Raw genomic sequence first — 11,843 nt, 5'->3', positions numbered from 1 at the left:
CATTGAAAACAGCCAAATTTTAATCCGCTCGCAAAATAATGGGTAGTTCTCTTCTTCATCGTCGTGTCTATATGCGTCAAGCGTATGCGATAGCGGCGTGGGGAGAAATTATCTATCGAGTGGATGGGTGCTTGGCTGTACCTCAATGCCGGTATTTAACGTATTCTCACGCCTTTTTCGTATGGTATTTGTCTGAACCTAAAGAAAAGCGATATGGAAACGAAATCGACAAATGAGGTAAAGGGTGATTACGACCGGGTATCGGCGAGTGAATGCCTGGGGTCGCTAATCGAGTTGCACGGGATTGTCATGGAAGACGATCTGTTCGTCATTCCCGATGCGGATGGCACGGCAGTATTATACAATGACGGGAAGATACGTTTTGACGAGATCGCCGACATCGAGGTCGGCTCGGTGTTTGTGGGCATCCTGCTCCGCAACGGCTATCTGTTCTACCTTTCCCGTACCGAACCGCTCAAGACGTGCATATACACGCATGGCGGGTGGGGTTCAATCTCTGAAATTTCTCCCCGTGGCATTGCCGGACATATCGGGCGTGAACTGCACGGGAAGCTGGGCGACCATACGGCGGTCGATTGACGGGAAACAAAAAAATCGGACGGTTGTTTGTACTGCACCCCAAAAGTTGGACACTTTTGGGGTGTTTTTTATGAAATATAATTATGAGATTCGTTTAAAGGCCGTAAAACTGGTACTCGAAGGCGGACTTTCGGTTAGGGAAGCCGGATGTCACTTGGGCTGTGGCCGCTCGCAAGTTCACTTGTGGGTAACATTATTCGAGCGCCATGGCCTTGCCGGCCTTAAGCTGCGCCACGGTAGCTACAGTGCAGAATTTAAGTTGTCAGTTTTGAAGCATATGCACCAAAATCATCTATCTTTGCTGGAGACAGCAGTGCATTTCGGCATTCCGGGCCCTTTTGTTATTCGTCAATGGGAGCGGCTCTATCAAAACCAAGGTGCTGAAGGCCTGCGGCGTAAACCGCAAAGAAGGAGGCCGGCCATGAGTAAATCGAAGACTAAAAAAGTCAAACTCAAAACGACTCCGCACGAAGAGTTGCTTAAGGAACTGGAGTATCTTCGTGCCGAGAATGCTTACTTAAAAAAATTGCAGGCCTTAGTCGAGGAGCGCATTGTCCGCGAGAGCGGGAAAGAGCCCAAGCCATCGAAGGACTAAGGCCGCAGTGCCGGCTTTCAGTATTGCTCAAAGCCGCAGGGATGGCGCGAAGCACATTTTATTATCACTTCAGAAAATCAAAACAACCCGATAAATATGCTCGCGAAAAAGAGAGTATTATAAGGTTATATCACGAACATAAGGGGCGTTATGGTTATCGGCGCATTACCGTTGAAATGAATAAGATCGGATATGCGATAAATCACAAAACCGTACTTAAGCTGATGAATATTTGCGGGATAAAAAGTCAGGTCAGGCTCCGTAAATACTGTTCATACAAAGGACAGATCGGACGGATAGCGCCCAATCTTCTGCAACGCGACTTTGCAGCCGAAAAACCGAATCAGAAGTGGGTTACTGACCTTACGGAATTTTCGGTTTGCGGCGTAAAGTTATATCTATCGCCGATTATGGACTTATATAACCGGGAGATTATTAGCTATAAAATAGCTGAACGCCCTAACTTTATGCAGATCATGAAGATGCTGGACGATGCGTTTGCCAGAATACCGGATTCTCCGGGTATTGTCTTGCATTCCGACCAGGGCTGGCAGTATCAGATGAAGCAGTATCAGCTCCGTTTAAGACAGAAAGGTATTACACAGAGCATGTCGCGCAAGGGTAACTGTCTGGATAACGCTGCTATGGAAAGTTTCTTTGGATTATTGAAGTCCGAATTATTATATTTGCAAAAATTCTCATCCATAGACCATTTCCGAAAAGAATTGGAAGAATATATCGACTACTACAATAACAAGCGGATAAAGAAATACTTAAACAACATGAGCCCGGTACAATACCGAACTCATGCCATCTAAACAAATACTAATCCGTCCAATATTTGGGGTGCACTTCAGTTATCGTCCGATTTTTTTCGCGTCGTATTTTCACGGCCGTTGCCTGCCGTGTTCCCGTTTCCGCCTTTGCAGGGCGAGCAGTTGCCGCAACATGTAGGCATGGTTTTCCCCCACGGTATGCCCCGAGGGCATCAGGTAGGGACTTGCGAGGCACTCCCGGCATTGGCGTACCGCCTCTTTTAAGTCGGTAACGGTTATTTCCGCTCCCGTGATGTCTTTAATCTTTGTTTCCATTCTTGTCCTGTTTTTTTGGTTCGTACCAACTGTCCCGGTAATTTTCTCCCACGAGCGAGAAAATTCCGCTCATGCCGCTTTCAGCGGCGAAATTTTTGGCTTCCCATATACCGGAAAACTCTCCCAGCAGCCGGTAGCCGATGAATAATTTGTACTTGCGCATGATTTTATCGTTTTTCCAGGTTGATAATCGGTGTGTTCTTTTGCAGCCATTCCTTCACGCTGTCCATGTTGTATTCGGATGTGATAACCGCCGTTCGGTCGTCGATTTCGGTGAAGCGCGTAGTTTCATACCCGTCGATCCACTGCTTCAGCGTGGCAACGCCCCACACCTGCGGGTCGTCGAACATGGTGTTGAGCCGCCCGATACCCTCGCCGAAGGTTACGAGCAGCGTTTCATAGGAGATTTCCTTGTTTACTTCATTCGTTTTCATATTCTCGCTTTTTACGGGCGGCTTTTGCCGCCCCGAAATTTTTTAATCAGACAAGTTCCACTCTAACCCTGCTCATGTTCGCCCAGAACACGCCGTTGCAGTAGTAGGCGTAGCCGTTATGCCAGTTGCTCCTGCGGCGTATCACGTCCTGCTCGGGTGGTCGTATCTCGATACTCGTGGTGTAGATGTTGTGTCCCACGGTAATGACGAGGTTGCACCTTCGCCATATCTCGGAATGGGTTTTGAACCCGTTTTTCCCCTCGACGAGCGCAAGGGCCGTCTTGACTGCTTCCCGAACTTCCCAATCCCACTCCCCGAAGGGTTTGAGCGGGCGTGCCATGTAGCTTTTATAGATGATTTTCATTGTTATATTTTTTTTTGTAGGGCGGCTTTCGCCGCCCCGATTTTATAATTCGACAATCCTTTCCACTCTGCCGTACAACATGGAGCGTATGCTCGTCTTGTCCACGCCCTTGTATTCCGTGTAATGCCCGTACTGCTTTACCACGAATGTTTTCAGTACATCGACAAAGTTGAAACGATACCCTAAAAGCGGAATGGAGTCCTTGAAATAGGTGTTATGGTTTACCTCACGGGTAATCCAGTCTTTCTCCTCACGGGTGAGCGTTCCCCCGTCATTGAGCCGTTTGCGTAATATGTACGCTTTTGAGCCTGCAAGGCTTTCGAGTGCGGGAACGTCCCACGACACGAATTTATATGCTATTTGGTTCATTCTATTTTGTTTTTGCGGGCGGCTTTCGCCGCCCCGATTTTTATGCTGTCATTCGTTTCCGTATAAGGGACATGTTCCCCTTCATCAGTTTCAGTATTTGCCCGTGGTATGGGGTATTCTTGTTACACACGCCACGGCTCTGCACGACCTCCATGCGTTTTAGGGACACCTCTATCGTTTCGATACGTTTGCCGTCGATTGTGGCCGAGAGTATGAGCGAGTCGGCTTTCAGATAGTATTCGTTGGTAAACACGCAATGGTGCATGGCCTCGCCCTCCTGCCGTATGGCTTCAACGCTGTCCAATACCTTGATGCAGATTTCCCCGTCGGAAAACTCCACTCCGAAAAACCGCCCTTTGGCTTCGACAAACGAGGCTTCCTGTTCCAACGCCTTGCGCCGTTCCTCCTGCCGCCGTTCCATTTGCATGTGCCGCCGTTTTTTTGCCATGTAGAGGTCATGCGCTGCGGGCAGGTCTGCGGGACACACGAAATGGGCGTTATGCAGGTCTTTCCCGAAAAATCGCAGCAGGTCGATGTAGTCGCACCATTCCGTCGGTTTCCCGATAGCGTACCCGTTACGGATGGCGATACGGATGGCCGGCCAATAGTCTGCGATATTGCGGGAGGAACGGGCGAAAAATCGCACGAGTGCCGTTTGTCCCGCTTTAAGCAGCGTTTCGGCCTTGTTCTCCGAGAGCAGCAGGTGGATAAGGTCGAAAGGGGTTACATCGGGGAGTTGTTTGCCGTAGCCGCTTCGGCGCAGTTCGGGGATAAGCCGTTGCCGGGGATAGATGCGTGTGGGCGTGATGTTGTATTTCCCGTCGTTCTCCGCCCGCAGTTCCAATGCGCTCGACCAACTCCACCCGTGAACGAAGAAGCCCATCGGGCGCAGCCGTGCGAAGGTTGCGGAGCGTCCGTCGGGGGCAATCCACCGCTGTACGGCTTCGATATGGGTGTAAACGGGCGTCTGTCCCACTTTCGCCCAACACTCGATATAGACGAAGCGCAGGACTTGAAAACCCTTGCAGCGGGTTACGATGCACAAATACTCGTAATCGTTGAACTTGCGGCGCAGGGTGGTTTCCACTTTCAGCGGGGTGTGGCAGTGCGGACACTCGCACCCTAACAGATTGTCCGTGAGTTCTCCGTTTTCGCTCTGCCACGTGTGGCCGCACTCGGTGCAGGTGATAAGTCCTTTCGGCGTGCGGCGTCCGATATGCTCGATGCAGTTCTTGTACCCCCATTCGATTTGTGCGGGGGTAAGCGGCGGCAGGTGTTTGCTTGCCGCCACAACGCTCTGTTGGAATTTTGTTCTCGGTTTCATAACTAAAATAGACTGGGCATTAGTTTGTTATCTTCGATTTTCTTGGGTTTGGACTTGGCTTTCGCCAACTTGGCGTAGGCTTCGCTCTCGGCCTTCCGTATGGCGTTCCGCCGTGCCTCGGCTTTTTCCTCCTCGGTCAGTTCAACGGTGTGATTGACCACTACCTTGCAACTGACGGGTTTGCCGATGTCGATGTCCTCCTCGTCGTAATAGTGGAGTGCCATAGAGTATATTTCCTCGTCGGCAAACCCGTTGCAACCGCTCTGCCGTACTTGGTTGATGATGAAAGTGCAGCAATCGTCAATGTTCTTTTTCGGGTTGGCGTATCGGGGTGCGAAAAGTTCGTCCTCCCGTGCCCGTGCGTCGAGATAGTTCTGTATCGTCAGTTTGAAATAATCTGTTCCTTGTGCCATGATTTTTTGGTATTGTGGGGCGGCGAGCCGCCCCGTGTTCAATATTTATTCGTCCTTTCCGAGAAGCCGCCGCACCTCGTCCTCTTTGGTCTTTTGGAAAATCCATCCCGCTCTCTTCTGCCCGTCATGCGTCAGCCGTGCGTTGAAGCGTCCCCCGAGTGCGTGAAGGGCGTCCTTGACGGGCTTGGTGTCCCCGAATACGGCTATCGCCTTCTCGGAATAGTCCACGATGATAAACCCGCCTTGCACGCTCGTTTCAGTGCGTTCCGCCCGTTTTTCGTCTTTCGGCTCGGGCAGACATATATTCTCCTCGTTTCCTGCGATATATGCCAGCCTGTCGATGTACCCTTCACGTGTGTAGTGGGTCAGTTTGCAGACACTCCACCCGTATTTCGGACTTTTGCCGAGCGTGAAAACGGGATAGCGGTGTTCGTTCTTGGGGTCGTATTCGGAGAGGTGCGCCGTTTGCGGGAAATTGGCCGCCGCCTTTCTCAACTCCCCGAAGCCGTTGCGGGAGGTGGCCGAAAAGCCGAGAATGACGGTACGCACGCTTCGGGTGGTCGAACACTCGTAAGAGGGGTCAGTGTATTCCGTTTCGTTGAGTTCGGCGATGATTACGCCCTGCACCCCTTCGGGCATGATGCGGCGTAACCTCTGCGCCCCTATTTCCGCTATGCGGTCATGCTCGGCTTTCTCTTTGGCGGCGGCGATGGCCTGCGCCGTGGCTTGCTCTTCCGCCTGCCCCACGAGCAAAGCCACCTCGAAAGCGTCCATGAACTCGGGGTTCACGTCGTCGTAGTACCTGCCGATACCGAATGTTTGCGAGAGGGGTCGCAGAATGTCCGTTTGGCTGATTTCCTTTGTTTCGGTATCGACCATGTGGTACACGTAGCCACGGGCGGTGTGTTCCACCTTGTAAACGACGTAACGCTTTCTGCTCGCACCCGCACCGATACCGATGATTACCTGGTTTTCCTTGACTACCTGCACCCGTGTGTCCGTGGTAGTCGCTCCGAATAATGAAATGTACTTTGTCATACCTGTAATAATTTAGAAGATGTGAGTGAATAGGAAATAGAAAAAGCCGGTTAGAGCCACGAGAGAAACAAGGCAGGAGAAAATGCCCCGCAGGATGTCATAACAGAACGTGAAGCCCAAAACGACCCAAATAAAGTCGATACCCCACACGTGGAAGCCCAAAGCCACCGCCCCGACCTTTACCGCCAACCCGACCTTTGCCTTTATGCCAAGTGGAAGGTTGGAGGATTTCTGTTTCCATTTATTTTTCTCTTCGTTTCTCATAACCTTTGACTTTTTTTTTATGCCGTAGCGGAGCCGGTATGGATGGAATCTGTTTCGGTAGCATCAAAAGGTGTCGGGGATAGCTGCTGCAAGATTTTGTCGGAAAATACGCTCGCCCGCAGGGAAAGAGGAAGATTTTGCGGCAAACCGCCCCGCGGCCCGATCTTGCAGCAGCGTGAGCCCCGTAACTACCTTTGCTACTGACAACAGATTTCCATACCGCGCTCCGCGGCATGAAAAAAAGAGAGGAAAAGGTTATGGGAGAGAAACGGGGAGAAAACGATATGCCGTGAACGCTCGCGAAAGTCGGTTCACGGCTCACCCTGCATGGAATGATAAATCGCCCGCGAACATTTCCTTTCACGGGCGATTGGCGTATCGGAGCGTGCCGATCCCGTATCGGCGGAGGATCGTTTCCGCCGGACGTGGCGCCACTCGCTGCCACTTTTAAGACGGATACGTCCATATACCACTGGCTGATAACAAGATACTGTTCATTTGTGTACTTTTGGGCATCCGGGAAACAAAAAATGAAACAGAACATGGAAATAATAAGTATGGACGTGAAGGCTTTCGACGCGCTGGCAGGGCACGTGGAAGCCATTGAAAGAAAAGCCGAGGCGTTATGCCGCAGGCAGGAGGACGTGAGTTTGAAAAAATGGCTGGACAACCAGGATGTCTGTGACGTGCTGGGGATATCGAAACGTACCCTGCAAACCTACCGGGAGAAAGGGTTGCTGCCTTTCAGCCGCATCCGTCACAAAATCTTCTACAAACCGGAAGATGTCGGGAAACTGCTGCAATCGTCGCACTATCCTAATACCGCCGCGTTATGAGCCATTATTTCATCGACAAGCACGATCCGCGTGTGGCGGATCTCTTCCGGCGTTTGGAAAAGGCCGGCAAGGCACTGGATAAACTGGAATCCTCCGGAGGCCGGACACTCAAGGGAGAGCGGTTCGTCACCGACGAGGAATTGTCCCGGCTGCTGAAAATCAGCAGGCGTACATTGCAGGAATACCGCACGGCGCGGATCATTCCCTATTATTTGATTCAGGGCAAGGTACTATACATGGAATCCGAGATACAGAAATTTCTGGAAGATTCCCGGAAGAAATGTATCGGGGGACAGGAATGGGTATAAAAGAAGAACGGCCATCACGGCCGTTCTTCTTTTTCAGTTCAATATCGTGTTCATGCCGGGGAGCTGCCAGACGACGGCGGTCGTCGTGGCCCTTCGGACAAGCCACCGTCGGAAGGCTTCGGCATTCCCGGATTTTAAGCGGAAAGCCAGCGCGGCGATCATTTCGAGCGAATACAGCTCGACAATACCGCCGTCACGGTTGCGCTCCCGGCGGTAAACCCGCTCCTCACGGAGTATGCCGCTTTTGAGTATGGAGCGGATGTTGCTCCCCACGGCAGGAACGAAGACTCCGAACAGGTCGGCAATCTGGTGGCGCGTGAGCCATACACGGTTCTCCGGCGTGTGGATTTCCACCCGCCCGTTTTCAATGCTGATAGGTTCTCTTGTCGTCATAGTCATACAAATTTATCAATTTTTGTTATACTGTTCAACCGTTTACCGTTATAATATCTGCCGTTTCCGGTTCGTCCTCCTCGTAGAGATTTATTTTCCGGCCTTTGGTCTGTTCTTTCAGACGTTTCATGTCCTCGTCCACCTTGCGGTCGGTCACTTTGGCGTAAATCTGCGTGGTGGAAATGCTCTTGTGTCCCATCATGCGGCTGACAGTTTCGATAGGCACACCCAACGAGAGCGTGATATGTGTCCCGAAATTGTGCCTCGCCTTGTGAAAGGTCATGTCGAAGCCGTATGTCCGTCCCAGTTCTCTGGTGAGCTTGATGAGATACCCCCGGCAATAGAGGTTGAAAATCCTGTCGCTTTTACGCTCGTGGCGGTATTTCTCGATGATCTGCAACGGCACGTTCAGCAGGCGGATGGCCGAGGGCGTTTCGGTCTTCTGGCGCCGGATGTGTATCCAGTACGTTCCGTCGTCCGACTGCGTGATGTCTTTTTCGGACAAGCGTTTCAGGTCGGCGTAGGACAACCCCGTGAAGGTAGCGAAGAGAAACCAGTCCCGCACCCGCTGGAGGTTGGGTTTATCGACGGGAGTTTCCATCAGCTTTTTGAGGTCTTCGAGTTTCAAATGGCGGCTCTTGCGCCGGGGCAGTTCCGGGTGCAGCTTCCCGTAAGGGTCGCGCCGGAGTGTACCCTGACTGACAGCCCGCTTGGTCATTTTTTTCAACCGGTAAAGATGCTCGTGTACTGTCTTGGGTTTCATTTCACGATCTGTACGCAGGAATATTTCAAAATCATCGTAGAACTCCCGGTCAAGGCTCCGCAACGCTACATCCTCCTTTTCCTTCCTTTTTTTCACGAAGGAGGCTAAAATATTATAGGAGTTCTCGTAACTTTCATAAGTTTCTTCCTTGCGATCCACGCCGACACGCTTGCGGAACTCCTCGTTATGCTCGCGGAACAAGGCAAGGAGGGTGAACGGTTTCTGCCCGATTCCTTCCACGGCGTTTTTGACCAGCTCGGCCGTCACGAAACCGAGGCTTTTACGAATATGACGGTAATGTCCGGTGATTTTTTCGGTCAGTTTCTCTATTGCCAGGTTTACCGTTCGGGCGTTCTCGCTTCGTCCGTTCGCCCTTTTGGTTTCCGGATTCCAAAGCGATGGATCGACAAACGCGTTGATATTGATCGGGGCCGACTTGGCGTCGATGCTTACCTTGCATAACAATTTACATGTTCCGTCCTTGCGGACTTTCGTGCGGTTGATGTAGAACAGCAGGGAGAACGTGCTGCGGCGTTTTATCTCTTTATTATTCGTTTCCATAATCGTTGTGAATTTGATTGTCAATGATAGATTAAATAGCTACGGAGAAGCGGCCGGCAATCTTTTCCTCTAAAGACCGGGTATCCATGTCGATCTTGTCATCGGTCACTTTGGCGTAAATCTGCGTCGTGGAAATGCGGCTATGCCCCAGCATTTTACTGACGGTTTCAAGCGGGACACCATGCGAAAGCGTGATCTCGGTGGCGTAGGTATGGCGTCCGCAGTGAAAGACGAGCTTCCGTTCAATTCCGCAAATGGCGGCAATACGTTTCAGTGTCCGGTTGAGTTCGTTGTTGCTGTACATCGGCAGCAGTTTTCCTTCCGGGGCCATATCCCGGTACTTGTCGAGGATGAGCAACGGTATGTCGAGCAACGGCACTTCATAGTCGATTTTCGTCTTCTTGCGGGCGGTCTTGATCCATACCTCACCGTCCTCGGCCACTTCCAGATCCTCCGTCGTCAGGCGGCACATGTCCCCGTAAGGGATACCCGTGTAGCAGGAGAAGAGGAACAGGTCGCGGATATGGTAGAGTTTCGGGTCGTGCAGGGGTGTGGTCATCAGCCGTTGTAACTCCGCTGCGGTAAGGTATTTCTGTTCCCGCTCGGGATGTTCGGCTTCATAACCCGCGAACGGGTCGGCAGTGATAATCCCTTCCGCGATGGCTTCCCCGACAATCGTGTTCAACCGTGTGACAAGCAACACGATAGTTCCCAGGGCAAAGCGGCGCTCCGTGCGTAGGTAGAGGTCATAGTTGTCGATGAATGAACGGTTCAGGGCCGTGAAAGGAACATCCGACAACTTGTATTTCTCCTGGATGAAAGCAGCCACACAGTTACAAGCATAGCGGTAAGATTGCGCTGTTCCCTTTTCCCGGTTCACGCCGACACGTTTTTCGAAATGTTCGATGAACGTCCGGAAATAGCCCAACAGGGTTTCCTGCCCGAAAGCCGTCCCCAACAACAGATTCCTTATTTCTTCAGCCGTTACATTCTCACGGGTGGCTGACAGTTCGTCATAAATGGAAATGGCTGAAGCTCGCAAATCGTCCAGTTGCCGGTTGATTTCCCGCGCGGCGTTACTTTTACCCGTGGCACGTCCGGATGCCCACAGTGCAGCGGGTACGGACATTTTCGCACTAAAAGCCGCTTCTGAAAATTTGCCGACAACAAGTTTCGCCATGACCGGGCAATGTCCCTCGTCATTCATTTCGCTCTTTTTGAGGTAGAACGTAACCGTTACATCCGTCTGTTTCATAACTCTATTTTTTTTATGTTGCAAAATTACTTGATATAGAGTTATTTACAGTTATGAAAATTATAGCGGAACAAAGAATAAAACCCCGGATGCCGGTAACATAACCTGTATTTCCATGAAAAACGGAAAAAAACGGTTATCTTTACGGGCAAAATATAGGGTTCTTTGCATGGTGAACGGTAAAACCGCAGGTGGTCAAGCGTTATTTTGCTGGATTATCCGGGGCTAAAAAAGGCAACGGATAAGTAGCAAATCTTTCTCTTAACCTTTCATTATCCTGCATTTTAGCGATTTGGAAAGGTATAGAAGAATTTGGCTTAACTCTCCTCAATACCAAACACTTACTTTATTTATCCAAATTTTGCCGTTTTTTTGCGAGTTCTTTCTATATTTGTTGCAGGCAAAGTTAGTCATAAAAGCGGTAAACTGTTTGGCTGTGTGCTAAATAATACATAACTTTGTCAACTTGTACAAATATTAGGATTTGTAGAATAAAGATAAAACAGTTATAAGGAATGAAGTGTATCCATATCATTACGCCTGTAAAGGATTCCATTGAGTTGACTTTACAGACGGTAGATGCTATTATGGCATCTGACGTTAAGACTCCTTTTACATATACCGTTTACAATGATTTCAGTACAGAGGAGAATACGGTCAGGTTGCGGGAAGCATCCGTGAGACTGGGTTTCGAATTGGTAAACCTTGCGGATGTCACAAGCAACCCTTCGCCTAATTATCTGCTGATTCTGCAAATGTCGCAAGAACGTGCCATTGCGGAAGAAGCCGGACTGATCATAGTGGAATCTGATGTGGTGGTGAAGAAAGATACTTTGCAATCTTTGTTCGACGGCGCTTTGGAAAGAAAAGATTGTGGAATTGCTGCTGCTGTCACCGTTGATGAAAAGGGTGATATAAACTATCCTTATTTATTTGCAAAAGGGCGAGAGAATCAGGTGTTTCCCGAAAAGAAACATTGTAGTTTCTGTTGCTCGTTACTGACGTTGAACTTCCTCCGTTCGTTTGATTTTCATCAGTTGAGTCTTGAAAAGAACTGGCACGATGTGACAATTTCCCATCAATCATTGAAAGAGGGATTCAAAAACTATCTGTTTACTACACTTCCGGTGTGGCATCGTCCGCATGGTAGTCGTCCGTGGAAACAATTAAAGTATAAGAACCCGTTGAAGTATTACTGGTTGAAGTATACGAAGGGACTGGATAAAATTTGAAAA

At 50.1% G+C, this 11,843-nt stretch carries 18 protein-coding genes; 6 read left to right on the top strand and 12 right to left on the bottom strand.

Annotated features, from left to right (window positions below; all coding sequences use genetic code 11):
* Nucleotides 1-213 precede the first annotated feature (213 nt).
* From DWW10_RS02310 to DWW10_RS02300, 3 genes are all read left to right on the top strand, one after another.
* The gene (locus DWW10_RS02310; RefSeq protein ID WP_004295441.1) at nt 214-600 is read left to right on the top strand and encodes a hypothetical protein; all 387 of its coding nucleotides are present in this window, start codon (nt 214-216) and stop codon (nt 598-600) included.
* Between the two features lie 70 nt (nt 601-670).
* On the top strand, nt 671-1,195 hold the full coding sequence (locus DWW10_RS02305; protein WP_032558195.1) for a helix-turn-helix domain-containing protein: 525 nt from the start codon (nt 671-673) through the stop codon (nt 1,193-1,195).
* The gene (locus DWW10_RS02300) at nt 1,126-2,013 is read left to right on the top strand and encodes an IS3 family transposase (RefSeq protein ID WP_117615371.1); all 888 of its coding nucleotides are present in this window, start codon (nt 1,126-1,128) and stop codon (nt 2,011-2,013) included. The genes DWW10_RS02305 and DWW10_RS02300 overlap by 70 nt, the downstream gene beginning before the upstream one ends.
* 69 nt (nt 2,014-2,082) lie before the next feature.
* Here DWW10_RS02300 and DWW10_RS02295 read toward each other — a convergent pair whose 3' ends face one another.
* Genes DWW10_RS02295 through DWW10_RS02255 form a run of 9 tightly spaced genes read right to left on the bottom strand, consistent with a single transcriptional unit; the run spans nt 2,083 to nt 6,492 of the window.
* Nucleotides 2,083-2,286 (bottom strand): hypothetical protein, encoded by a 204-nt coding sequence (locus tag DWW10_RS02295; RefSeq protein WP_004295440.1) that lies wholly within the window; start codon nt 2,284-2,286, stop codon nt 2,083-2,085.
* Complete coding sequence (locus tag DWW10_RS02290; protein ID WP_004295439.1) at nt 2,270-2,449, bottom strand: hypothetical protein; 180 nt, start codon at nt 2,447-2,449, stop codon at nt 2,270-2,272. Before DWW10_RS02290 ends, DWW10_RS02295 begins: the two co-directional genes overlap by 17 nt.
* 4 nt (nt 2,450-2,453) lie before the next feature.
* Entirely contained in the window at nt 2,454-2,720 is a 267-nt protein-coding gene (locus DWW10_RS02285; RefSeq protein WP_004295438.1) for a DUF6956 domain-containing protein, read from the bottom strand.
* Between the two features lie 46 nt (nt 2,721-2,766).
* Nucleotides 2,767-3,084 (bottom strand): hypothetical protein, encoded by a 318-nt coding sequence (locus DWW10_RS02280; RefSeq protein WP_004295436.1) that lies wholly within the window; start codon nt 3,082-3,084, stop codon nt 2,767-2,769.
* Nucleotides 3,085-3,126: 42 nt separating this feature from the next.
* A complete protein-coding gene (locus DWW10_RS02275; protein WP_004295437.1) occupies nt 3,127-3,453 on the bottom strand; it encodes a hypothetical protein in 327 nt (108 codons plus the stop codon).
* A 40-nt stretch (nt 3,454-3,493) separates the two neighbouring features.
* Nucleotides 3,494-4,777, bottom strand: coding sequence for a PcfJ domain-containing protein (locus tag DWW10_RS02270; RefSeq protein ID WP_017141505.1), 1,284 nt, complete (start codon nt 4,775-4,777; stop codon nt 3,494-3,496).
* A 2-nt stretch (nt 4,778-4,779) separates the two neighbouring features.
* Nucleotides 4,780-5,190, bottom strand: coding sequence for a PcfK-like family protein (locus DWW10_RS02265; protein ID WP_009132163.1), 411 nt, complete (start codon nt 5,188-5,190; stop codon nt 4,780-4,782).
* Between the two features lie 45 nt (nt 5,191-5,235).
* Nucleotides 5,236-6,228 carry a hypothetical protein gene (locus DWW10_RS02260; RefSeq protein WP_007559037.1) on the bottom strand — a complete coding sequence of 331 codons (993 nt, stop codon included), beginning with the start codon at nt 6,226-6,228 and terminating at the stop codon, nt 5,236-5,238.
* Between the two features lie 12 nt (nt 6,229-6,240).
* Complete coding sequence (locus tag DWW10_RS02255) at nt 6,241-6,492, bottom strand: hypothetical protein (RefSeq protein ID WP_004303766.1); 252 nt, start codon at nt 6,490-6,492, stop codon at nt 6,241-6,243.
* A gap of 542 nt (nt 6,493-7,034) precedes the next feature.
* Here DWW10_RS02255 and DWW10_RS02245 point away from each other — a divergent pair.
* The gene (locus DWW10_RS02245; RefSeq protein WP_004319131.1) at nt 7,035-7,328 is read left to right on the top strand and encodes a helix-turn-helix domain-containing protein; all 294 of its coding nucleotides are present in this window, start codon (nt 7,035-7,037) and stop codon (nt 7,326-7,328) included.
* On the top strand, nt 7,325-7,636 hold the full coding sequence (locus DWW10_RS02240; RefSeq protein WP_004295430.1) for a helix-turn-helix domain-containing protein: 312 nt from the start codon (nt 7,325-7,327) through the stop codon (nt 7,634-7,636). The genes DWW10_RS02245 and DWW10_RS02240 overlap by 4 nt, the downstream gene beginning before the upstream one ends.
* 33 nt (nt 7,637-7,669) lie before the next feature.
* On the opposite strand, the gene DWW10_RS02235 is transcribed toward DWW10_RS02240, so the two are convergent.
* The 3 genes from DWW10_RS02235 to DWW10_RS02225 are packed head-to-tail and all read right to left on the bottom strand — an operon-like array spanning nt 7,670 to nt 10,608.
* The gene (locus DWW10_RS02235) at nt 7,670-8,035 is read right to left on the bottom strand and encodes a virulence RhuM family protein (protein WP_007559043.1); all 366 of its coding nucleotides are present in this window, start codon (nt 8,033-8,035) and stop codon (nt 7,670-7,672) included.
* 28 nt (nt 8,036-8,063) lie between these two features.
* A complete protein-coding gene (locus DWW10_RS02230; protein ID WP_004295428.1) occupies nt 8,064-9,353 on the bottom strand; it encodes a site-specific integrase in 1,290 nt (429 codons plus the stop codon).
* Nucleotides 9,354-9,384: 31 nt separating this feature from the next.
* Nucleotides 9,385-10,608 (bottom strand): site-specific integrase, encoded by a 1,224-nt coding sequence (locus DWW10_RS02225; protein WP_004303751.1) that lies wholly within the window; start codon nt 10,606-10,608, stop codon nt 9,385-9,387.
* Nucleotides 10,609-11,123: 515 nt separating this feature from the next.
* Between DWW10_RS02225 and DWW10_RS02220 the strand changes: the two genes are divergently transcribed.
* Nucleotides 11,124-11,840 carry a hypothetical protein gene (locus DWW10_RS02220; RefSeq protein WP_022392314.1) on the top strand — a complete coding sequence of 239 codons (717 nt, stop codon included), beginning with the start codon at nt 11,124-11,126 and terminating at the stop codon, nt 11,838-11,840.
* Nucleotides 11,841-11,843 lie beyond the last annotated feature (3 nt).

The sequence above is a fragment of the Bacteroides intestinalis genome, from assembly GCF_003464595.1.
Lineage (GTDB): Bacteria > Bacteroidota > Bacteroidia > Bacteroidales > Bacteroidaceae > Bacteroides > Bacteroides intestinalis_A.
The sequence above is the reverse complement of the archived record's forward strand: the minus strand, read 5'-3'. Positions and strand labels throughout refer to the sequence as shown.

Coding starts and splice junctions, on each gene's coding strand:
- DWW10_RS02230 (WP_004295428.1), bottom strand. CDS start 9,353: ATGGAAACGAATAATAAAGAGATAAAACGCCGCAGCACGTTCTCCCTG.
- DWW10_RS02290 (WP_004295439.1), bottom strand. CDS start 2,449: ATGCGCAAGTACAAATTATTCATCGGCTACCGGCTGCTGGGAGAGTTT.
- DWW10_RS02285 (WP_004295438.1), bottom strand. CDS start 2,720: ATGAAAACGAATGAAGTAAACAAGGAAATCTCCTATGAAACGCTGCTC.
- DWW10_RS02295 (WP_004295440.1), bottom strand. CDS start 2,286: ATGGAAACAAAGATTAAAGACATCACGGGAGCGGAAATAACCGTTACC.
- DWW10_RS02265 (WP_009132163.1), bottom strand. CDS start 5,190: ATGGCACAAGGAACAGATTATTTCAAACTGACGATACAGAACTATCTC.
- DWW10_RS02220 (WP_022392314.1), top strand. CDS start 11,124: ATGAAGTGTATCCATATCATTACGCCTGTAAAGGATTCCATTGAGTTG.
- DWW10_RS02240 (WP_004295430.1), top strand. CDS start 7,325: ATGAGCCATTATTTCATCGACAAGCACGATCCGCGTGTGGCGGATCTC.
- DWW10_RS02245 (WP_004319131.1), top strand. CDS start 7,035: ATGGAAATAATAAGTATGGACGTGAAGGCTTTCGACGCGCTGGCAGGG.
- DWW10_RS02260 (WP_007559037.1), bottom strand. CDS start 6,228: ATGACAAAGTACATTTCATTATTCGGAGCGACTACCACGGACACACGG.
- DWW10_RS02225 (WP_004303751.1), bottom strand. CDS start 10,608: ATGAAACAGACGGATGTAACGGTTACGTTCTACCTCAAAAAGAGCGAA.
- DWW10_RS02305 (WP_032558195.1), top strand. CDS start 671: ATGAAATATAATTATGAGATTCGTTTAAAGGCCGTAAAACTGGTACTC.
- DWW10_RS02255 (WP_004303766.1), bottom strand. CDS start 6,492: ATGAGAAACGAAGAGAAAAATAAATGGAAACAGAAATCCTCCAACCTT.
- DWW10_RS02235 (WP_007559043.1), bottom strand. CDS start 8,035: ATGACTATGACGACAAGAGAACCTATCAGCATTGAAAACGGGCGGGTG.
- DWW10_RS02275 (WP_004295437.1), bottom strand. CDS start 3,453: ATGAACCAAATAGCATATAAATTCGTGTCGTGGGACGTTCCCGCACTC.
- DWW10_RS02280 (WP_004295436.1), bottom strand. CDS start 3,084: ATGAAAATCATCTATAAAAGCTACATGGCACGCCCGCTCAAACCCTTC.
- DWW10_RS02310 (WP_004295441.1), top strand. CDS start 214: ATGGAAACGAAATCGACAAATGAGGTAAAGGGTGATTACGACCGGGTA.
- DWW10_RS02270 (WP_017141505.1), bottom strand. CDS start 4,777: ATGAAACCGAGAACAAAATTCCAACAGAGCGTTGTGGCGGCAAGCAAA.